16 protein-coding genes are annotated in these 20,604 nt (G+C 70.7%); 5 read left to right on the top strand and 11 right to left on the bottom strand.

The features are described from left to right. Positions 1–27 precede the first annotated feature (27 nt). From ACFV7R_RS37735 to ACFV7R_RS37700, 8 genes are all read right to left on the bottom strand, one after another. Positions 28–1,278, bottom strand: coding sequence for a ketosynthase chain-length factor (locus tag ACFV7R_RS37735; protein WP_385272275.1), 1,251 nt, complete (start codon positions 1,276–1,278; stop codon positions 28–30). Beyond that, the gene (locus ACFV7R_RS37730) at positions 1,275–2,543 is read right to left on the bottom strand and encodes a beta-ketoacyl synthase (RefSeq protein ID WP_129797859.1); all 1,269 of its coding nucleotides are present in this window, start codon (positions 2,541–2,543) and stop codon (positions 1,275–1,277) included. The genes ACFV7R_RS37735 and ACFV7R_RS37730 overlap by 4 nt, the downstream gene beginning before the upstream one ends. Continuing rightward, the gene (locus ACFV7R_RS37725) at positions 2,540–2,977 is read right to left on the bottom strand and encodes a cupin domain-containing protein (protein WP_385272432.1); all 438 of its coding nucleotides are present in this window, start codon (positions 2,975–2,977) and stop codon (positions 2,540–2,542) included. Before ACFV7R_RS37725 ends, ACFV7R_RS37730 begins: the two co-directional genes overlap by 4 nt. An 88-nt stretch (positions 2,978–3,065) precedes the next feature. Beyond that, entirely contained in the window at positions 3,066–4,220 is a 1,155-nt protein-coding gene (locus ACFV7R_RS37720) for a SchA/CurD-like domain-containing protein (protein WP_385272272.1), read from the bottom strand. Between the two features lie 206 nt (positions 4,221–4,426). Continuing rightward, a complete protein-coding gene (locus ACFV7R_RS37715) occupies positions 4,427–5,104 on the bottom strand; it encodes a class F sortase (protein WP_385272269.1) in 678 nt (225 codons plus the stop codon). Between the two features lie 121 nt (positions 5,105–5,225). Further along, entirely contained in the window at positions 5,226–5,615 is a 390-nt protein-coding gene (locus tag ACFV7R_RS37710) for a hypothetical protein (protein WP_385272266.1), read from the bottom strand. 203 nt (positions 5,616–5,818) lie between these two features. After that, entirely contained in the window at positions 5,819–7,477 is a 1,659-nt protein-coding gene (locus ACFV7R_RS37705) for an FAD-dependent monooxygenase (protein ID WP_385272263.1), read from the bottom strand. A 187-nt stretch (positions 7,478–7,664) separates the two neighbouring features. Further along, entirely contained in the window at positions 7,665–8,696 is a 1,032-nt protein-coding gene (locus ACFV7R_RS37700; protein WP_385272260.1) for a LacI family DNA-binding transcriptional regulator, read from the bottom strand. Positions 8,697–8,912: 216 nt separating this feature from the next. On the opposite strand from ACFV7R_RS37700, the gene ACFV7R_RS37695 reads away from it, so the two are divergent. After that, positions 8,913–11,459: a PA14 domain-containing protein gene (locus ACFV7R_RS37695; protein ID WP_385272429.1), complete on the top strand. Its 2,547-nt coding sequence runs from the start codon at positions 8,913–8,915 to the stop codon at positions 11,457–11,459. Positions 11,460–11,590: 131 nt separating this feature from the next. Here the strand turns inward: ACFV7R_RS37695 and ACFV7R_RS37690 are convergent, their stop codons facing one another. The 3 genes from ACFV7R_RS37690 to ACFV7R_RS37680 all read right to left on the bottom strand — a co-directional run bounded on the left by ACFV7R_RS37690 (position 11,591) and on the right by ACFV7R_RS37680 (position 15,626). Then, entirely contained in the window at positions 11,591–12,748 is a 1,158-nt protein-coding gene (locus ACFV7R_RS37690; protein WP_385272257.1) for a S1 family peptidase, read from the bottom strand. A 141-nt stretch (positions 12,749–12,889) separates the two neighbouring features. Then, positions 12,890–14,617, bottom strand: a complete 1,728-nt coding sequence (locus ACFV7R_RS37685) for an ATP-binding cassette domain-containing protein (RefSeq protein WP_385272426.1) — start codon at positions 14,615–14,617, stop codon at positions 12,890–12,892. Between the two features lie 388 nt (positions 14,618–15,005). Further along, positions 15,006–15,626 carry a hypothetical protein gene (locus ACFV7R_RS37680; protein ID WP_385272254.1) on the bottom strand — a complete coding sequence of 207 codons (621 nt, stop codon included), beginning with the start codon at positions 15,624–15,626 and terminating at the stop codon, positions 15,006–15,008. 238 nt (positions 15,627–15,864) lie between these two features. On the opposite strand from ACFV7R_RS37680, the gene ACFV7R_RS37675 reads away from it, so the two are divergent. The 4 genes from ACFV7R_RS37675 (at position 15,865) to ACFV7R_RS37660 (ending at position 20,487) form a co-directional block, all read left to right on the top strand. After that, positions 15,865–17,241 (top strand): diacylglycerol/lipid kinase family protein, encoded by a 1,377-nt coding sequence (locus tag ACFV7R_RS37675; protein ID WP_385272251.1) that lies wholly within the window; start codon positions 15,865–15,867, stop codon positions 17,239–17,241. A gap of 117 nt (positions 17,242–17,358) precedes the next feature. Next, positions 17,359–18,471 (top strand): acyltransferase family protein, encoded by a 1,113-nt coding sequence (locus ACFV7R_RS37670; protein WP_385272248.1) that lies wholly within the window; start codon positions 17,359–17,361, stop codon positions 18,469–18,471. A gap of 123 nt (positions 18,472–18,594) precedes the next feature. Next, positions 18,595–19,425 carry a PP2C family protein-serine/threonine phosphatase gene (locus ACFV7R_RS37665; protein ID WP_385272245.1) on the top strand — a complete coding sequence of 277 codons (831 nt, stop codon included), beginning with the start codon at positions 18,595–18,597 and terminating at the stop codon, positions 19,423–19,425. 51 nt (positions 19,426–19,476) lie between these two features. Then, positions 19,477–20,487, top strand: coding sequence for an MASE1 domain-containing protein (locus tag ACFV7R_RS37660; RefSeq protein ID WP_385272242.1), 1,011 nt, complete (start codon positions 19,477–19,479; stop codon positions 20,485–20,487). Positions 20,488–20,604 lie beyond the last annotated feature (117 nt).

Below are 20,604 nucleotides of genomic sequence, written 5' to 3'. Positions count from 1 at the left end.
TACTCTCCTTTGCACTGTGACGCCTCGCTACGAGGCGTCGGCGGCGCCGTGCCGCAGCACCAGCGCCGAGTTCGACCCCATGAGTCCCCGGCTGAGGACCAGCGCCGTGCGCAGCTCGGCGGCACGGGCGCGGGCGGACACGAGGTCGAGGTCATGGCAGATGTCGAAGACGTTGGGGGTGGGGGGAATCAGGTGGTTCTCCAGCGCGAGCACCGCCGCCGCCGTGTCCAGCACCGGCGCCGCGCAGTAGCCCCGGCCGATACCGGTCTTCGGCGCGGTGACCGGCACCCGCCGGCCGTGGGAGCCGAGGGCGTCGACGATCGCCAGCGCCTCCGCACGGTCCGCCTCCGGTACGCCGAGGGCGTCCGCGAAGACCACGTCGATCTCCTCGGGGGCGCACCCGGCCTCGTCCAGGGCCGCACGGATGGCCTCGGCGAGGCCTTCCCGGGACTGCTCCCAGCGGGAGGCACCGGTGAACGTCGCCGCGTGTCCGGCGAGGGTGGCCCGCACGCGCGCGCCCCGTTCCTGGGCCGAGGTCTCCTCCTCCACGACGAGCATGGCGCCGCCCTCGGCCGGCACGAATCCGCAGGCTCCTTCCGTGAACGGGCGGTAGGCGCGCTCCGGCTCCTCGACGGTGCTCAGCTCCTCGTAGCCGAGCTGGCAGACCACCGAGTAGGGGGCGAGCGGCGCCTCGGTCGCCCCGGCCACGATCACGTCGGTGCCGCGGCGCACGGCCCGCGCCGCGTGCGCGATGGCGTCCAGGCCGCCCGCCTCGTCGGCGGCGACGACCGAGCAGGGCCCCTTGAAGCCGCGGCGGATGGAGATCTGGCCGGTGCTGGCGGCGTAGAACCAGGCGATGGACTGGTACGGCCCGACGAAGCGACTGCCCTTTCCCCACAGCCGCTGCAGCTCCCGCTGACCGAACTCGCCGCCGCCGGAACCGGCAGCGGTGACCACGCCCACGGAGAACGGCGAGTCGCCGGTGTCGGCCTGGCCGAGGCGGGCGTCGTCCAGCGCGAGGTCGGCCGCGGCCATCGCGAAGTGCGTGAACCGGTCGGTCTGGACGAGATAGCGCTCCTCGACCGCCGACGACGCCTCGAAGTCCCGTACCTCGCCGGCCACCCGCAGCGGTAGGTGCTCACAGCCCTCGCGGGTGACCGGGGCGAGGACGCTGATGCCTTCCTTGGTGGACTTCCAGAAGTTCTCGGTAGTGGCTCCGTTGGGCGCGACCACACCGATTCCGGTGATGGCCGCGCGCCGCGGATGCGGTTCGCTCATCGTGTCCTCTCCCTCGGCCGGGTCAGGATCACCGCGGACTGGAAACCGCCGAACCCGCTGCCCACGGAGAGCACGCTGTTCAGTCTCCGCTCGCGTGCGACGCGCGGGACGTAGTCCAGGTCGCACTCGGGATCCGGGGTCTCGTAGTTCGCGGTGGGCGGTACCACCTGGTGGGCCAGGGCCAGCACACAGGCGACGACCTCGATCGCGCCGATCGCACCCAGGGAGTGGCCCACCATGGACTTGATGGAGCTCATGGGCGTGTCGTAGGCGTGCTGTCCCAAGGCCCGCTTCACCGCGGCGGTCTCGTGACGGTCGTTCTGCTGTGTGCCCGACCCATGGGCGTTGACGTAGTCGATCGCGGTGCGGTCGAGCCCGGCGTGGTCGAGGGCGGTCTCGATGGCACGGGCCATCTCCAGCCCCTCTCTGGTCAGACCGGTCATGTGGTAGGCGTTGCCGAAGGTCGCGTAGCCGCTGAGCTCGCAGTACACGTGTGCGCCGCGGGCCAGGGCGTGCTCGAGCTCCTCCAGGACGAGCACCGCACCGCCCTCGCCCATGACGAACCCGTTGCGGTCGGCGTCGAAGGGACGGGAGGCGTGGGCGGGGTCGTCGTTGTTCGGCGACGTGGCCTTGATCGCGTCGAAGCAGGCCATGGTGATCGGTGATATCGGCGAGTCCGAGGCACCGGCCACGCACACATCGGCCCTGCCCTCCTCGATCGTGTGGAAGGCGTACCCGACCGCGTCGAGCCCCGAGGTGCAGCCCGTGGAGACGGTCTGCACCGGCCCGCGCGCCCCGAACCGCTCCGCCACCGTCGAGGCGAGCGTGCTGGGCGAGAACGCGCGGTGCAGATGCGGGTCGGCCTCCCGGTGGTCCACGTCCCAGCGCTCCCCGTGGTGGCTGACCAGCACGTAGTCGTGCTCAAGGCGGGTGGTGCCGCCCACTGCGGTCCCCAGGGAGACCCCGACCCGCCAGGGGTTCTCCTGGTCGAGGTCGAGTCCGGCGTCGTGTATCGCCTCGTCGCCGGCGGCCAGGGCGAACTGGATGTAGCGGTCGCATCGTGCGACGTCCTCCCCGTCCAGCCGGTGGGCCGCAGGGTCGAAGTCGCACTCGGCGGCGATCCGCGAACGCAGGCCGGCCGGGTCGAAGAAGGTGATCCCCCGCGTAGCGGTGCGCCCGTTGGTCAGGAGATCCCAGAACGCCGGTATGCCGATGCCGCCCGGCGCGACGATGCCTATCCCGGTGACTGCCACACGCCGGTTCATGACCGGACCTCCCCTCGTTCGGCCGTCCGGCCCGCACCCGCGTGGGCTCCCTCCGCCGCGACCGGGACGGAGTCGGTCTCCTCGGTGTCGACGTGGCCGAGCGGCGGGCTCGGGGCCAGCGGGCCGAGGTGGAAGACGATGCGGGCCTCCACGTTGCCGACGTTGCGGAAGCGGTGCCGCATATGGGCGGGGATCATGAGTCCCTGCTCGGGACGCAGCGGGTGGGGGTCGCCGTCCAGGTCGACCTCCAGCTGCCCGCAGACGACGTACACGAACTCCTCGGAGTACGGGTGGTAGTGCTCCGCGATGCGGTCGCCGGGCTGCACGATGGCCACGCCCATGAATCCGCTGGTGGAGCCGACCGTGGTGGGGGTGAGCATGGCGCGCAGATCGCCACCGCGCCTGGTGTTGGGCTCGACCTCGCTGAGATCCACGATGTTGAGACGGGGTTTGATCACGACGTTGCTCCGATCGTGTGCTGTGTCGACTTGGGGGGCCGGGCGGCCGCGCCCTGCGAGCTGGTCAGGCCTCTGGTGAGCGGCGGTCGGTGACGAGTTCCATGCGGGCGAGCGTGAGGAGGCCGGCGGGCGCGGCGTCCATCAGCGCGGAGGGGTCGGCACCGAGGGCGTCGCCGTCGAGGAGTGCCGTCACCTCGGCTGCCTGACCCCGGTCCGTCAGCCCGAGCACCGCGCCGGGGTCGGCGTCGAGGCCGCCGCGCACATCGATCAGCCGCATCACGATGTCGTCCCGCTGGAAGATCGTGCTGCACAGCACCGGGCTGTGCGGATCCTCCGCCGCCGCCTCGTCCTGCCGGGCGAGCAGTTCGGCGAGCCGCATTCCGCTGCCCTCCCGGGCCGGGTAGTACAACGCGTGCCGCACGGCCTGCCCGGTTTCCTGGCCCGCCGTCACATGGTGTACGGCGGGCAGCGCCGCGCGGGTGAAGAAGACGCGGGCGGACTCGGGATCATCGAGGTCCCGGTCCTGCTCCAGATGGGGGTTGACGGCTTCCTCGACGGCCCGCACCTCGGGCTGCCGGGCGACGTGGCGCAGCGCGGCGAGCAGGTCGCCGCGCACCTCGATGGCCCGCACCACACGGTTGCCGTGCATGAACAGGGAGGTGCGGCACAGCCGGGTGGTGTCGTCGACCTGCGGCTCGGGCGCGGCGTAGTCGGCGAGGATCCTGGCGACGGTCTGCTCACTGCCCGGCTTGACCGTGAAGGTGAGCGCGTGCCGGATGACGCCGTCCCCGATCCGGGGTGATGCCTGGAGCCGGCGCTTGCCGGACCTGGCGTCCTGAGCCGGGTCGCCGGTCTCGCGGACGATGTGGAAGCGCAGCGACCTGGTGTCCCGGACGCAGCGGTGCAAGGGCTCCACCATCCGCACGTGCTCCTCGCTGTTCACCCAGGTGAGGAACGGCGGGGCACTCTCCCACTCACTCGTGATGAGCCATTGCGAGGGATTCTCGATCGACTGGCACAACTGGTCGCTGACATGCCCGGGAACGGACGCGACCTGGTTGCAGAGTTGCTCGTACGCCTCCAGGAACTGCTGCTGGGCTCCGTCGTGGACGTCCACCAGAAGGACGACCCGGAGCCGGGAGCCGTCGAAGACGGACTGCGAGACATGGTGCGGCACCTGTTGCGTCAGCGGTTCTGAAGCAAGTGCGGAAGTGGTCATCCTGCGCACATCTCCTTAGCGGGAAGGGGGAGGCTGACGTCGATTGCGGTGATGCGACGTGAGCGTGCCTCGATCTTGTGCCGGTCCCCACCAGTGCGCGAATCGTATGGACTACGTGGGTGACCGGCGGCGCGGATCCGCTCCCGCGGGGCGGGGAAGCTCCGACGCGTTGCCTGCGCGCGCACCTGACGGACAACCAGGTCTGTTCACATGAGATGAGCGAAGACCACCAGGTTGTCCGTGTAGTCCTTGACCGTGCGGTCGTAATCACCCGCGCAGGTGATGAGCCGGACCTGGGCCTGGGGGGTGTCGCCGTACACATGCCGGCTCGGGAAGCGGTCCTTGGCGAACGTCTCCACGCTGTCGACCACGAAGGACGCCGTGCGCCCGTCGGCTCGTTCGACGTGGAAGACGTCCCCCTTCTGCAGGGCACCGAGGTCGGCGAAGACGGCGGGGGAGGTGGCCGTGTCGACGTGCCCGGCGACGATCGAGGTACCGGCCTCTCCGGGGCTGGCCCCCTCGGCGTGCCAGCCGACGAGGTTGACGTCGTGGGCGGGCGGGGGTTCGAGCTGCCCGTTGGAGCCGATGGCAAGGTCCGTGAAGGGCGCGTCGACCGAGATCTTCGGGATGAGCAGGCGCACCGGCTTCGACCGCGGCAGGTGCCTTCCCGCCGCGTGCGGGCCGGGCATTGCCGGCGCTGCGGCGTGTGGCGCCGGTGGGGCGTGCGCCGGACGGGAGGAATCGGACGGCGGTTCGTCGCCGCCGATCAGGCGCACCGTCAGAATCAGCAGAGCCACGGCACACAGCACGATCATGCCTCCGTGGGACCCCTGGCCGGACGGCACCTGTTCGTCGTCGGTGGGGGAAGAAGGCTGGGCCGGCATCGGAGACCACCTCACTAGTGCACGGCAACAGGGCGGACAGGGCGGGCGGGAAGCCGGCCGGGCCGCCACACGGTGCACGCGTGGCGGCCCGGCCTGCGGCTGCTATCGCGTCCGGCATGGGTCAGGCCGTGCCGTGTGCCGAGTTCCTTCGACGCGCGGCGTACAGGCCGGTTGCCGCGACGGCCAGAACGGCCAGGCCGCCCGCGGTCACCGTGGGCGCGTCCAGCGCGCCGCCGCCGGTGTGCATCCCGCCGTGGGGCTTGTCGTGGTCGCTGCTCCAGCCGCCCTTGTCGTGCTCGCTGTCCTTGTAGCCTCCCGAGTCGTGCTTGCCTCCGTTGTCGTGCTCGCTGTCCTTGTAGCCTCCCGAGTCGTGCTTGCCTCCGTTGTCGTCCTCCTTGCTGTAGGACGAGTCGTCGTGGTTCCAGTCCTCGGCTGCGTAGACGCCGGGTGCGGTCAGGGTGAGGACGGCCGAGGCCGCCGCGGCGGCCAGGAGCATGCGTGCTGAGCGCATATGGGGGTCCTTTCGCCACGGCCGGGCAGCTGGCGCTTCGTCAGCTGAGGTGACCCGGCCTGACGTGATCAACCGTCAGTCAGTTGTCGGCCTCCCACCACTCAAGGGGCTCACCTGGGTGAACGGCGCGCCTGGGCACCACAGCGTGACGTCGCGCCGACAGCATGGGCCGTCGGCGCGACGTCGTGCTCGTGTGACGAGGGTCAGGTCAATGCGAGGACTGCCCGCACCACCTGACGGAGTGTCGATCCGGCGTCCGGGACCGCGTCTGGCGACCGCCATGCGACGAACCCGTCGGGCCGGACCAGTACGGCCCCTGCGCGGGTCGTGCCGTGGACCTCCGACCAGTCCGCACCGTCCTCGGACAGCTCGCTGCCGGGGCCGGTCCCCACCCGGTAGGAGACGAGCGGGACCGACATCTCTTCGGCGAGGCGTGTGGCGGCCTCGTGCCATCCGCTCGGCTCATCCGCGTCGCTGAGCAGGACCAGGGACCGTTCGTACAGGTCGAGGGTGGAGATCCGTTCGCCCCGGAACCGTACCCACAGGTGGGGTGCCCTGCTGCCGGGCTCCCCGGTCAGGGCGAGCTTCTCGGGCACGACCGCCGCCGTGGGATCGGCGCCGACGACGGCGCCCTTCGGGTAGCGGTAGCCGAGTGTGATGTTGAGGATGCCGCGCTGGGGGGCGTTGCCGGCGGTGGGTGGAGGGGTGTAGCCGGGGTGGCTGTGCTCGGCCGACCGGGCGGCCGCGCGGGCGCTGGTCGCCTCGGCGACCCTACGGCGTTCGATGTCGTAGGTGTCCAGAAGCCCGTCCCCTGCCCAGCCGCCGAGCACGGCAGCCAGCTTCCAGGCGAGGTTGTGCGCGTCCTGGATACCGGTGTTGGAGCCGAAGGCTCCGGTGGGGGACATCTCGTGGGCCGAGTCGCCCGCCAGGAAGACGCGTCCGGACCGGTAGCTTTGGGCGACCCGTTGGGCGGCGTGCCAGGGCGCCCTTCCGGTGATCTCCACGTCGATGTCCATGTCCCCGACCGCGCGGCGGATGTGCTCGGCACACCGCTCGTCGGTGAACTCCTCCACCGTTTCGCCGTCTTCGGGGTGCCAGGGGGCGTGGAAGACCCAGTTCTCGCGGTTGTCCACCGGCAGCAGTGCCCCGTCGGCACCCGGGCGGGTCAGGTAGCAGACGATGAAGCGCCGGTCGCCCACCACGTCGGCGAGACGACGGGACCGGAAGGTGATGCTGACGTTGTGGAACAGGTCGCCGGGGCCGTTGTGGCCGATGCCGAGCTGGTCCCGGACGGGACTGCGGGGGCCGTCGGCGGCGACGAGGTAGTCCGCGCGGATGGTGCTGTGCTCGCCCGTCTCCCGGTTCTTGACCAACGCGGTGACGCCGTCCGCGTCGGTGTCGAACGCCATCAGTTCGGTGGAGTAGCGCAGGTTGCCGCCGAGCCCCGCGGCATGGTCCAGCAGGACCGGCTCCAGGTCGTTCTGGCTGCACAGACACCATGACGTCGGACTGAAGCGGGCCAGTCCGCCGCCCGGGTCGATCTCCTTGAACAGCCAGTCGCCCGCGTCGCCGACCAGGGTGGGTGCCTGCAGAATGCCGTGGTTCTTGGCCAGGGTGGAGGCGGCCTCATGGATCGCCGGCTCGACGCCGGCCACCCGGAACAGCTCCATCGTGCGGACGTTGTTGCCGCGGCCGCGGGGGTGGATGGAGGTGCCGGCATGACGCTCCACCAGTGTGTGCCGGACACCCAGTCGGCCCAGGAACAGCGAGGTCGACAGGCCGACCAGGGAACCGCCGACGATGAGGACCGGGACCTGGGCTTCGTCGGCCCTGGGGTCGGCTTGATCGGCTGTTTCGTTCATCACTCGCCTCCAACGCGTCGTGTCCGCAGAGCCGGCCGGATAAGGCCGGAGACACTCATGCATGCCCCGCAGGGCACACGGCGTCTCACGCATCACCCGCTTAGGGCCTGCCCGCGGACCATGCCGGAATCGCGGCGCCTGACACCGTTCACCTGCGCCGATCAGTCACCGCATCTTGGAGCCGACCTCATCCGCCGGCCGCGCCCTGACGCCGCCCCAGCGTGCTCTCCCGCTCCACCAGCCGGTGCGGGGCGGTGAGTTCACGCCCGGCCGACTCGCCGTTCCCCGACAGGCTGCGCAGCAGCGAGGCCACCGCCATGCGGGCGATGGCCTGCTTGTCCGGTGAGACGGTGGTCAGGGACACGGCCCCGAACCGCCCCTCGGCGATGTCGTCGAAGCCCACCACGGCCACGTCCTGGGGCACCCGCAGCCCCCGCTCGTGCAGTGTCCGCATCGCACCGATGGCTATCAGGTCGTTGAACGCGAACACGGCGTCGGGGCGCAGGCCCGAGTCCAGCAGCCGGGCCATGCCCCGTGCCCCGTCGGCGCGGTCCCACCCGCCGACGGGCACGACGAGGCTGTCGGGCGCGGGCACTTTGGCCGCCGCCAACTCCTGGCGCCAGCCCAGGAGTCGTAGATGAGCCGGCCGGTTCGCGGCGTCCGTGCCCGCTCCCAGACAGGCGATGCGGGTGCGGCCCCGGCCGAGCAGATGCCGTACGGCCTGGCGGGCCGCCGCCACGTTGTCCACGGCGATGTGGTCGTGGGGCGCGTCGTACTCCCGCTCGCCGAGCAGCACCAGGGGCACGTCGTCGGAGCGCTCCTGAAGGTCCGCGACCTCCAGCTCGATCGGGCTGAGGATGAGCCCGTCGATCACCCGGGTCCGGAAACCCTGGCTGACCAGCACCTCCTTGTCCCGTCGGCCGCCCGTGCGGTCGAGCAGGACCGTGTACTCGTGCTCCGCGGCGGCGTCGATGACGGCGCCGGCCAACTCGGCGAAGTAGGGGTTGCCCAGTTCGGGAACGGCCAGGGCGATGATGCCCGTACGCCCCTTGCGCAGATGACGCGCGGTGGGGTTCGGGCGGTAGCCCAGTTCGTCGATGGCGGCCTGTACCCGGGCCCGCATGGCGGGGGCGACATGGGGATGGTTGTTCACCACATTGGACACGGTCTTGATCGAGACGCCGGCGCGCTGGGCCACGTCCTTCAGGCTCACCGGCAAGAGGCCTCCTCGGCAGAGTGACGGCTCCGACGGCGGAGCGTTTGTCATGAACCTGGACAGGGATCGGTGGGCGTGCTGTCATGCCAACTGCTGTGTTTGCAACGTTGTACAGACTGAAGCGGTGAGCCGCCACCACCCTTCCTCGGTCAAGGAGGATTCGTGCGCATCAGACCGTTCAGAGACCGCCTCGCACTGCTGTTAGCGGCCGTGCTGGGCATGGCCGGACTGGCCGCGGCACCGGCCGCCACGGCGGCCGGTGACCCCGTCGACGTCCACGGCCTCAAGGGCGAGTACTACACGCACTCGGCGCCCGGCACGTTCGACTTCCACGAGCTCAAGGCCACCGGATTCGACCCCCGGCTCGACTTCGACTCCCTGGAGTCCCGACTCCGCGCCGCCACCGGCCGCTCGGACGACGTCAGCGTCCGCTGGACCGGCCGTATCGTGCCGGAGAAGACCGGCCCCACCACCTTCTCGATCATCGGCGACAACGGCTTCCGGCTCTGGATCGACGACCGGCCCGTCATCGACCACTGGGTCGACGACTGGGACCGCGAACAGACCAGCGAGCCGGTCGAGTTGACGGCCGGCCGCGCCTACGACATCAAGGTCGAGTACTTCGAGCACTACGGAGGCTCCAACCTCCATCTGCGCTGGACCCCGCCGGGCGGCACCAAGACGGCCGTCCCGCAGTCGGCGTTCCTCCTGCCCGAGGGCTACGACTACGACGGCGCCATCGCCACCACCGTCCTTCAGGACGGCCGTACCCTCCGCCTCGACTTCGCCCAGGAACTGGCCCCGCCACCCGCCGGAATCACCGACCACCTGGACGCCGTGATCGGCGGCGCCACCTGGCCCCTGGGCGAGGCACATGTCGATCCCGCCGCCCCCAGGTCCCTGCTCGTGGCACTCGACGAACCCGTGGTCGGCAACAAGACCGGCACCGCCCCGGGCCTCGCGGACGTCCGCTACGACGGCGAAGGCGGCCTCACCGGCAGGGACGGCAACGTTGTCAACGCCTTCTGGAGCAGCGGCCCGAACCACTCCACCCACCAGCTGCGCACCAAGTGGGCCGACGACGTCACCCCGGACAACGCCCACCGCGAGTACCCCCGTCCCCAGCTCACCCGCGACAGCTGGCGGAACCTGAACGGCACCTGGCAGTTCGCCGCCGCACAGGCCGGGGAGCAGCCGCCGCTCGGCCGGAACCTCGACGAGGAGATTCTCGTCCCCTACCCCGTCGAGTCCCAGCTCTCGGGCGTCGAACGGCACGAGGACCGCATGTGGTACCGGCGTACCTTCACCGTCCCGTCCGACTGGCGGATCGGTACCGCCAAACGGCTCCAGCTGAACTTCGGCGCCGTCGACTGGCGGGCCGAGGTCTACGTCAACGGCATCAAGGTCGCCGCGCACGAGGGCGGCTACGACAAGTTCTCCGCCGACATCACCGACGCCCTGCGGCCCGGCCGCACCCAGGAGCTGATCGTCGGCGTGTACGACCCGACGGACGCGGCGAACGGCGAGAACCCGCCCGTGGGCAAGCAGCGCCTAGACCCGAGCGGCATCTGGTACACACCGTCGTCCGGCATCTGGCAGACGGTGTGGCTGGAACCGGTCGCCGCCGACCACGTCGAAGGGCTCAGGCTGACCCCCGACGTCGACGCGGGCACGCTGACCGTCGAACCGCAGGGCGTCCGCGACGGCCTCCCGGTCACCGCCACCGCGTACGACGGGAGCCGCCGGGTCGCCACCGCCCGCGGCCGCAGCGGCGAGCCGCTCACCCTGGACATCCCCCGTCCACGCCTGTGGTCACCCGACGATCCGTTCCTGTACGACCTGAAGGTGAGCGTCGGCGGCGACCGTGTCGGCAGCTACTTCGGGATGCGCTCCATCGCGGTGGAGCAGGTGAACGGCGTCCCGCGCACGGTCCTGAACGGCGAGCCGGTCTTCCTCATGGCCACCCTGGACCAGGGCTTCTGGCCCGACGGACTGCACACCGCGCCGACCGACGAGGCCCTCGCGTACGACCTGAAGATGCACAAGAAGATGGGCTTCAACTCGGTCCGCAAGCACATCAAGGTCGAACCCGACCGCTGGTTCCACTGGGCCGACCGGCTCGGCCTGCTCGTGTGGCAGGACATGCCGGCCATGACCGCGGGCGTGAACCCGAGTGCCGCGGCCCGCGCGCAGTACGAGCGCGAGATGAAGCAGATGATCGACGAGCACATCAGCAGCCCCTCGGTCGTCATGTGGGTCACCTTCAACGAGGGCTGGGGCCAGTACGACGTCGGCCGCATCGCCGAGCAGGCGGGGGCCTGGGACCCGACCCGCCTGGTCAACAACCAGTCCGGCCTCAACCTCGGCGCCGACGGCAACGCCGGCGACATCATGGACGAGCACGGCTACCCGAGCCCGGCCCTGCCGCCCCGTCCCGACGGGCAACGCGCCCTGGTCAGCGGCGAGTACGGCGGACTCGGCCTCGCCGTGCCGGGACACGCCTGGTCGGTGCAGCAGTCGTACGTCGACGTCGACCCCGCCACCTACACCGACGACTACCTCGACAAGCTCGACGAGGTGCGCGCCCTGGTGTGCCGGGGAAGCAACGGCGCCGTCTACACCCAGATCTCGGACGTCGAGGGCGAGCTCAACGGCCTGCTGACGTACGACCGCAGGGTGATCAAACCGGATGTGCAACGCCTCGCGGCGGCTCACGAGACGCTGATCGACGACGCGTCGCGGCCGGCCCCCGCCGGGTGTGTCTGACGCCCGGTCGATCCCGGTCCCGTGCTCTGTGTGGCCGTAAGGTCCGCCCGCCCTGGTGACGGGCGGACCGCGGCCGGGCGTGCGAGAGGGTCCCGCCGGACGCCGGCGGGACCCTCGGGCCGTGATGCGGATCAGGCAGTGTGCAGGGTCAGCCCATAGCGGTTGAGGATCTCGTTGACCGGCTGGAACCAGGTCTCACCGCCGCCGGAGCAGTTGCCCCAGCCTCCCGACGTGACCCCTTGTGCCTGGTCACCGCTGATGAAGGAGCCGCCCGAGTCGCCGGGTTCGGCGCAGACGCTGGTCTTCGTCATCTGATGCACCGCGCCCTGGCTGTAGTTGACGGTCTCGTTCCTGGCCAGCACGGTGCCGCAGTGCCAGTGGGTCGTGGAGCCGGACCGGCATATCGAGGTGCCGACGGGTGCCTCGGCCGAGCCGCGCACCAGCCGGTCCGGGACCGTGCCCCAGCCGAGGACCACCGGGACGGTCCACCAGCCGCTGCCGACGCTGACCCACGCGTAGTCGTTGTCCGGGAAGGAGGAGCCCTGGAAGGTGCCGATGTGTGTGCCGTCCCAGCCGCGCACTGCGGCGCCGCCCCCGCCGCAGTGTCCGGCGGTGACGAACCCGCCGTGGACCGAGAAGCCGATGGAGCAGCGGACGTTGCCGGTGTAGTAGGGGTCGCCGCCGACCGTTCCCGCCGCGAAGGTCCGCGGGGCGGCCGGCACCGTCTCCACGGTCACCGGCCCGGCAGCGCGGGCACGGGCGACGAAGCGCCGGACATCGTTGTCGGCGCGCTCGGCCTCGACGACGTTCACCACGACCGCGTTGGCCGCCGGGTCGACGTGCCAGCTGCTCACGCCCGACGGGGCGGACAGCCGGTCGATGCGTGCCTTGGTGGCGTCGAGCTGTCGCGCGCTGTGCTCGACGGTGCGGACGGTCGCGCCGGTGGACCGGACGGCCCGCAGGGTCGCGGCGGAGGCGTCCGACGTGACAGCGACGGTCAACCGCTCGCTGTCCGCGTCGAACCACGAGCCGCCGTATGCGGCGCCGGCCGCCCGGCGCGCGGTCGGTGCGACGTCCCTGGCGGTGCGCTCCGCCGCCAGCCGTGCCTCCGCCTGATCACTCGACAGGCCGAGGTCGCGCTGCATGGCGTGCAGAAGTCCGGCGGAGGCCGGCGGCGCGTCGTCGGCGGCGGTGTCGTGCGCCGCGGCCGGCAGGGTACTGGCGGCGGACCAGCTGCCGAGCATGAGGAGGGCGGCCACGCCGGCGTGCAGGAGTCTGATGCGTCTCACGGAAGATGCCCTTCGTCGTTCCAGCAAGGTGGGGGTGGAACAACCGCAACTGAGAGCGCTCTCATGGAGGTTGGGCCGAGCGTAGCTCCGTATGTCTATCAGGTCCATGCCAATGCGCGGATTGCGCCGCATCTCGGCCGGCTATCGGTCCTGCGAGAGTTCCAGGAGTTCGGCGAAGGTGCCGCCGGCGTGCACGAGGTCGTCGTACCTGCCCTGTTCCGTGATGCGGCCCTCCTCCATGACCACGATGTGGTCGGCGATCTTCGTGTTCTCCAGTCGGTGGGTGACGACGATGGTGATGCGGTCGCCGGCGATCGCCTTGATCTGCTCGAAGATCTGGTGCTCGCCGCGCGGATCCATCTGGGAGGTGGGCTCGTCGAGGATCAGCAGGGCGGGACGCCGGTACAGCGCCCGCGAGCAGGCGATGCGCTGCCACTGCCCGCCCGACAGCTCCGCACCGCCGAAGACCTCACGGGCGAGGAGGGTGTCGAGACCGGCGGGCAGTTCCTCGACCGGCCGGCGCATGCCGACGGCGTCGATCGCCTCCCACACCGGCCCGTCGTCCCGGGTCCGGGGCTGGCCGAGGGTGACGTTCTCCCGCACCCGCAGCGGCCACTGTGCGAAGATCTGCGGCACAAGTCCGGTCTGCTGCCAGACAGTTGCCGGGTCGGTCCCGGCGAGGTCCAGGCCGTTCCAGGTCACCCGGCCCTTGTCGGCGAGGTAGATCCCGGTGATCAGGCGGGTGAGCGTCGACTTGCCGGAGCCGTTGGCGCCGACGACCGCGAGGATCTCGCCCCGCCGCAGGGTGAGCGACACACCGTGGACGGCGGGCCGGTCCTTGCCCGGGTACTGGTAGACGACCTCCTCCAGCCGGATCTCGTCCACCGGCGCCGCGACCGACAACGCGCCCCGTTCGGGCGCTCGCGCCGAGGCGTCGTCCAGGAACGCCTGCATGTCGCTCAGATACAGGCTCGTGTGGAAGAGCGCGGCACCGTTGATGATCACCTGGGAGAGGCCGGCGAGGGTCGTCTGCACGGCCACGACGGCCGTCGCGGCGAGCGCGAGCGCGATCCTCCCCGTCGTCGCCAGCCAGGCCAGCGCTCCCCAGGTCGCGACGAGGAACACGCCGGCGACCAGGGAGGAGACCAGGGCGATGCGCAGCGTGCGCGGGGCGGCGGCCAGCGTGCGCCGGTCGCAGCGCTCGGACAGGGACCGGTACCAGAAGATGAGGTAGTCGGTCATCGAGTTCGCGCGGACCTCGTCGCCGTACTTGGGGGTCGTGGACCACCAGCGCATCATGCCTCTGACGTTGCGGTCGGCGATGTTGGCGTAGTGGATCTCGTAGTCCACGCGCGCGGTGAGGACCGCGCCGACACCGGCCGGCAGCACGGCGAGGAGAAGCAGGGGCAGCAGCAACGGGTTGAGCACCGACAGCGCTCCGGCCGCGGTGACCATCCGGATCAGGGCCGACAGGAACCGCTGTGCGTCCGTGACCATCACATGGGTGCGGATCACTCCCATCTCCGCTGCTTCCTGACGGTCGGAGAAACCGTCGACGGCGTAGGCCGACGCCTCGACGCGGCAGACCGCCTCCACGAGGGCGGTGTCCGCCTGGGTGGTGAGCCGGGGAGTGATCCGCCGCTCGGCGTAGGCCGCCACGACGCCCGCGACCCGGGCGACACCGGCGGCGATGCCGACGACCACCAGCGCCGGCAGGGCCTGCCGGAGACGGTCGGTGACCGTGTCCGCGCCGAGCAGCGGTCCCATCGCCTGCGCAGTCGCCGCCAGCAGGGCCGCGGCGGCGGCACCGGTGACCACCGGGCAGGCCAACAGGAGCAGGACGGCCCCCCGTTCGATGCGCCAGGCCATGGCGATGATGCGGCCCAGGACCTCGGGGATCTGCGCGCTCAGCCTGCGGAAGGAGGCTTCGCCGAGCGGGTTCACGGAGTACTCGCCCGAGTACCTGATCTCGGCGGGCGGTGGCGGAGGGAGGGCTTGTGTCCGCCGCTCCTTCCGGGCATCTGCTGAGGCCAACTCGGTTCCTCCGGTTCGGTCCTGACGTACGTGCCGACGGCGACATCCGGGTCAACGACGTGAGCCGCGTCATCGAACACACGTATTTCGGACGGACCGGAATCCGCAGGGCGGAGCGAGCGGAGGCTCGTGCAGGGGCCATCGACCGTTGGGCCGTCAGGGTCCGCAGAGACCCGGGATTGGCCGAAACGCCGAGGTGGAGGCGCATGGGGCGGGTGGGACATCAAAAGAGCTTGTTGACCGCCCTGACGGTCGTGGCCCTGAAGTCGTCGACCTGGGCGTGCGCGAAGTTGCCCATCTGCGCCCACTTGACGACGGTCACGGTCCTGCCGTCCCGGCCGACCGAGAACAGCCCTATGTCGGAGGCACCCCAGGCGGAGGCGGTGTGGATGCCGTAGACGTGGGCACCTTCCTCGACGTTCAGCCGGCCGTAGTACTTCCTGGTCGCGGTGATGTCCGGGTACTGCTGCATCAGCTTCTTCGCGCAGTCGGCGAGGTCCTTGCGGAGCAGGGCGGCGAACGCCTTGGCGCGCCGTGTGTCCCGCTCGACGACCGTCACCTGAAGGGCGTTGGTGTCGTACTCGGTCCAGTACGTGCGGTGGGTGGCGATCGACGGCAGGGCCGCTCCCACACAGATCGGCAGCGGGTCCGGCTGCCCGGCGGTGACGGGCCCGGCGTACCAGGGCGACGTCGGGTGCGGCGGCAGTTCGCCCGGCTCGAGGAACCGGGGAGTGTCGGAGGCCGACGTGCCGGCGGATGCCGGCGGGGCGGCGGTCAGGGCGACGGCCGCCCCGGTTGCCATGGCGGCCAGGGTGAGTCGGGTGCTTCGAGTGCGGACGTTCATGATTGCCTCCACATCGTTCGCTCACTACGCCTGGTACGACTCGCCGAGGGTTCCGTTCGTTGCCCTCTGCTCCCGCTACAGATCTGTCCCGAATGTCACTGATCGGCAACTTTGATCTGTTCCGCTCCGTTGTCTGGCCGGGGAAAGAGCGTGAGATCTTGGAACGCCGCCTGCCCGTTCGCGAGGGCGCTGGGAGGGCTGCGACAGTGACGCCGACGGGGCGCGTGGAGGATCTGTGATGTCGACGCCGATGCAGCGGTTGCACCGCAAGCAGGCCTGGGCGGCCAGGGGGGCCCTGGCTGCGGCGGCCGCGGCGGTTCTGCTGCCGCTCGTCCGTGGCGGCCCGGGCGGTCTGCTGCTGCTCGTCGTCGGGCTCGCGGGCCTCGCCCTCACCGTCGCTGCACTGTGGTGGGTGCTGTCCCGCCGCGGAGCCGTACGTGCCGGCGCCGCTCTGCTGGCCGTCGCCACGCCCATCGCTCTCGTCGTGCTCTTTCTGCGGGAGAACCTGCTCTGGGTGATCGCCCTGTCTGGGCTGCTCTGGGCCGCGGCGGTCTGGTGCGGCCGGTACGCGCTGCGCAGCACGGGGCTGCGCCAAGGGCGGATCAAGGAGTACCGGACGCCGCCCCCGAAGCGTCCCTTCCTGCTGCTCAACCCGCGCTCCGGGGGCGGCAAGGTGGAGAAGTTCGCCCTGCGCGACAAGGCCGAAAGGCTCGGTGCGCGGGTCGTCCTGCTGGATCCGGAACAGCATCAGGACGTGGCCGCCCTCGCGAGAACCGCCGTGGCGGACGGAGCCGACCTCCTGGGCGTCGCCGGTGGTGACGGAACACAGGCCCAGGTCGCGGCGGTGGCCGCGGAGCACGGACTGCCGTTCCTCGTGATATCGGCCGGCACCCGCAACCATTTCGCGATGGACCTCGGCCTGGACCGCGAAGACCCGGCCGCCTGCCTCGACGCCCTCACCGACGGTGTCGAACTCCGCGTGGACCTGTGCTTCGCCGACGACCGCCCGTTCGTCAACAACGCCTCGTTCGGGGTGTACGGCGCGGTCGTGCAGAGCCCCGGCTACCGCGACGACAAGGTCGGTACCGCGCTGGAGCTGCTGCCCGACCTGCTCACCCGTCAGCGCGGTCCACGTCTGACCGCCCACGCCGACGGCACCACGTTCACCGATCCGCAGGCCGTTCTGGTGAGCAACAATCCCTACCGCATCGACGATCCCCTTGGCTTCGGCCGGCGCCAGCGACTGAACTCCGGTCGGCTCGGCGTCCTCGCCGTGAAGGTGGACAGCGCCGTGGAGGCGGCCGAACTGCTGCTGGCCCCCCAGGGGGTCGGGGCGCTGACGGCTCGCGAGGTGGTGATCGACGCCGACGAGCCGCAGCTGGAGGCAGGCCTCGACGGCGAGGCCGTCACCCTGTGCACTCCCGTCCGCTGCCGCATCGAACGCCGCGTCCTGCGCATCCGGGTCCCCCGTGAACGGCCGGGCGTCCCCGACCTGCCGCCCCGACTGGACTGGCGTCGACTGCGCAAACTCGCCGCCGTGGTGGGCCGTACGGCCGCCCCTGCGCGCTCCGCTCACAGGCGCCGGCCGCCGGGGGACGAGGAGCCCGGACGCTGAGAGGGCTGTACGGGGACTCACTCGTGTGACTAGTGTGCCCGCTGATGTTCACTGTTGATATACCCCTGATTCATGTAGGACGAGGAACGGCGGCCCCGGGTTGCCTCGGGAGGTCCGGTGAGTGACGCCGTACGCTCGGCGGAACGCGCGGCCGTCAGGCCGCAGAGGGCCGCGGCCGGGACGGCCGAGGGGCCGGCCAAGCAGCGCGATGCGTTCTTCGACAACGCCAAGTACCTCGCGATCGTGCTGGTGGCGATCGGCCATGCGTGGGAGCCGCTGCGCAGCGAGAGCCGAACCGTCACCGCGTTCTACATGATCGTCTACTGCTTCCACATGCCGGCGTTCATCGTCATCTCCGGCTACTTCTCGCGCGGCTTCGAGGCGACCCCCGGGCGGATCAAGCGCCTGCTGACCGGTGTCGCCGTGCCCTACGTCGTCTTCGAGGTGGCGTACACCCTCTTCACACGGTGGGCCGACAACGAGCCGGACCGGGCGTTCAGCCTGCTCGACCCCCTCTACCTGACGTGGTTCCTCGCGGCACTGTTCGTCTGGCGGCTGACCACCCCGATATGGAAGGTCGTACGGTGGCCGCTGCCGATCGCGCTCGGCATCGCGATGCTCGCCACCCTCACGCCGTCCATCGGCAAGGACCTCGATCTGCAGCGCATGCTGCAGTTCCTGCCCTACTTCGTGCTCGGCCTGTGCCTGAAGCCGGAGCACTTCCAACTGGTCCGCCGCCGCGAGGTGCGCCTGCTGGCCGTGCCCGTCTTCGCCTCGGCGCTCGTCGTGGCGTACTGGGCGGTCCCGCGGATGAACTACGCCTGGTTCTTCCACCGCACCAGCGCCGAGCAGCTCGGCGCACCCGGCTGGTACGGGCCCCTCATGACGCTGGCCCTCTTCGGCTGCTCACTGGTCCTCGTCGCCTGCTTCCTCGCCTGGGTGCCGGGGCGTGCCATGTGGTTCACCGCGCTCGGCGCGGGCACGCTGTACGGCTATCTGCTGCACGGCTTCGGCATGCAGACCGTGAACCACTTCCACGTGTACGACAACGGCTGGCTCCACCGGCCGCTCGGCGAGATCACCGTGACCGTCGTCGCCGCCGTCGTCGTGACGCTGCTGTGCACCGCACCCGTGCGGCGGATCTTCCGCTGCGTGATGGAGCCGAAGATGGAGTGGGCCTTCCGGCGGACCACGCCTGCGGCAGGCGTTGCTGCACGCCCGCCGGCATGATCGGAAGCGCCCCACGGGCATGGCCGTGCGTGGTGCCATGCCCCGATGGGGCGTAGTTATCATCCCTTAATGGGAAAAATACTGCTTTGCCTCAAGGGGCTTCTGTCCTCGCCGGAGTGATCAATGTCCCGCACGGCCCCGACGGACGACGGCGACGAACTGCTGGCCAGACTCGGATCGCTGACCGCCCAGGCGCGCATGCAGGCGGAGCTGCAGCGCTCCAGGGTCGAGCTGGCCATCGCCCTGCAGCGCGACATGCTCCCCCGGGATCTGCCGGTCGCCCGGGGACTCCACCTGGCCGTCGAGTACGCGCCGGCGTGCTACGGCCTCAATGTGGGAGGCGACTGGTACGACGCCTTCACGCTGCCCGACGGCCGCATCGGGCTGTCCGTCGGCGATGTTCAGGGCCACAACATCGAGGCGGCGGCCTTCATGGGCCAGGTCCGGGTCGGACTGCGCGCGCTCGCCTCCGTGACGAGCGAGCCGGGCGAACTCCTCGCCCGCACCAATGACCTCATCCTGTCCCTCGGCGGCGACCTGTTCGCCACCTGCACCTTCATGCGGCTCGACCCCTCCACCGGAGTGCTGGAGAGCGCCCGGGCCGGACACATCCCCTGCGTCTGGGCCACGGCCGACGGAAAATCCGGCGTCTTTGAGGACGAGGGAGGACCGCCCCTCGGTATCCAGAAGGGCATGGAGTACCCCGTGACTCGGTACCGGCTCACCACGGGCGGAGTGTTCGTCCTGCTCACGGACGGTGTCGTGGAGGGGCCGACGCTGAGCGTCGAGGCCGGGCTCGACCAGGTGGTACGGCTCGCGGGGATCGCCGCCGTCGCAGGAATGGGGGCGAGCTCGCTCGCCGCCGCCGTGATCAAGGGCGTCGAACAGGTGGGGCACGACGACGACGCCGCCGTACTGGTCGTCGGCCACGACGGGCTCGACGTTCAGCCATAGGGCCTTCAGGCCACGCCCCTCACCTCGCAGACGTGGCGGCGCCGGTGTCTCATGGCTGCTGTGGTGGGTACCGAGGATCTGCGCCGGCCGGTCGTCTTCGCCCTGCAGACGCTGGCAGTCGCCGCCGGCTACTACGCAGCGGGGTGGCTCGGCCTGCTGCGCCACCTCGTCGTCGAGGGCGCGGTGGTCACACCCGTCTGGCCGCCCACCGGCGTGGCCGTGGCCTGCCTGCTGGTCCTGGGGATGCGCTGCTGGCCCGGCATCGCCCTCGGCGCCCTCCTCGTCCTGATGACCCTCACCACCTTTCGGCCCGCTGCGGTCGGCATCCTCGTGGGCAACACCGCCGCCCCCGTCTGCGGGTATCTCCTGCTGCGCAAGGTGGGCTTCCGCACGGATCTCGGCCGATTACGAGACGGTCTCGCGCTGGTGTTCCTGTGCGCCCTGACCGCCATGGTGATCAGCGCAACCGTGGGCGCCGGACTCCTCGTGCTGACGGGGCGGCTCGCCGCGCCCGAGTTCTGGCCGATCTGGATGGCCTGGTGGGTCGGCGACGCGATGGGCGTTCTGATCGTCACCCCGGTCCTGCTCCTGCTGCACGGGCTGCGCCGGCCACTGCACGTGACCCGATGGAAGGAGGCCCTGGGCCTGGCTGTCATCGCCTGCGGTGTCGTGCCGGTGGCCACCCGCAGTTCCGTCAGCCTGCTCTTCCTCGTCTACCCGCTGCTGATCTGGGCGGTACTGCGCTTCCAGCTCGCGGGCAGCATGCTGTGCGCCCTGTTCGCCTCGATCATGGCGACCGTCGCGGCGACGGACCGGGCCGGACCGTTCGAAGGGCTGACCCGTGTCGAAGTGATGACCAAGCTGCAGGCCTTCAACGGGGCGATGGCCCTCACCGCCCTGCTCCTGTCCGCCGTGATCACCGAGCAGCGCAACACCAGGCGGTCGGTGGAACGAGCGTGCCAGGAGCTGGTCGAGGTCCTGGAACATCTCACCGCAGGGGAGTCCCCGTCCGGCCGGCCGGCCATGGGCGACGGCCGGAGCGGACAGCCGGGAGCGCAGTGACGGTCGGCCTGTACGCAAGCGCGACCGTTCCTAATCAGTGAGCAGGAGTGAGTCTTGGACCCATACCTGGTCACTGCGGACATCCCGAACGGTTTTGGATGTCCTGGTCGCCCGCTT

The sequence above is a fragment of the Streptomyces sp. NPDC059866 genome, assembly GCF_042731325.1.
GTDB classification, from domain to species: Bacteria; Actinomycetota; Actinomycetes; order Streptomycetales; family Streptomycetaceae; genus Streptomyces; species Streptomyces flavusporus.
Note: the sequence above shows the minus strand (reverse complement) of the source record. Positions and strands in the feature narration are given on the sequence as shown.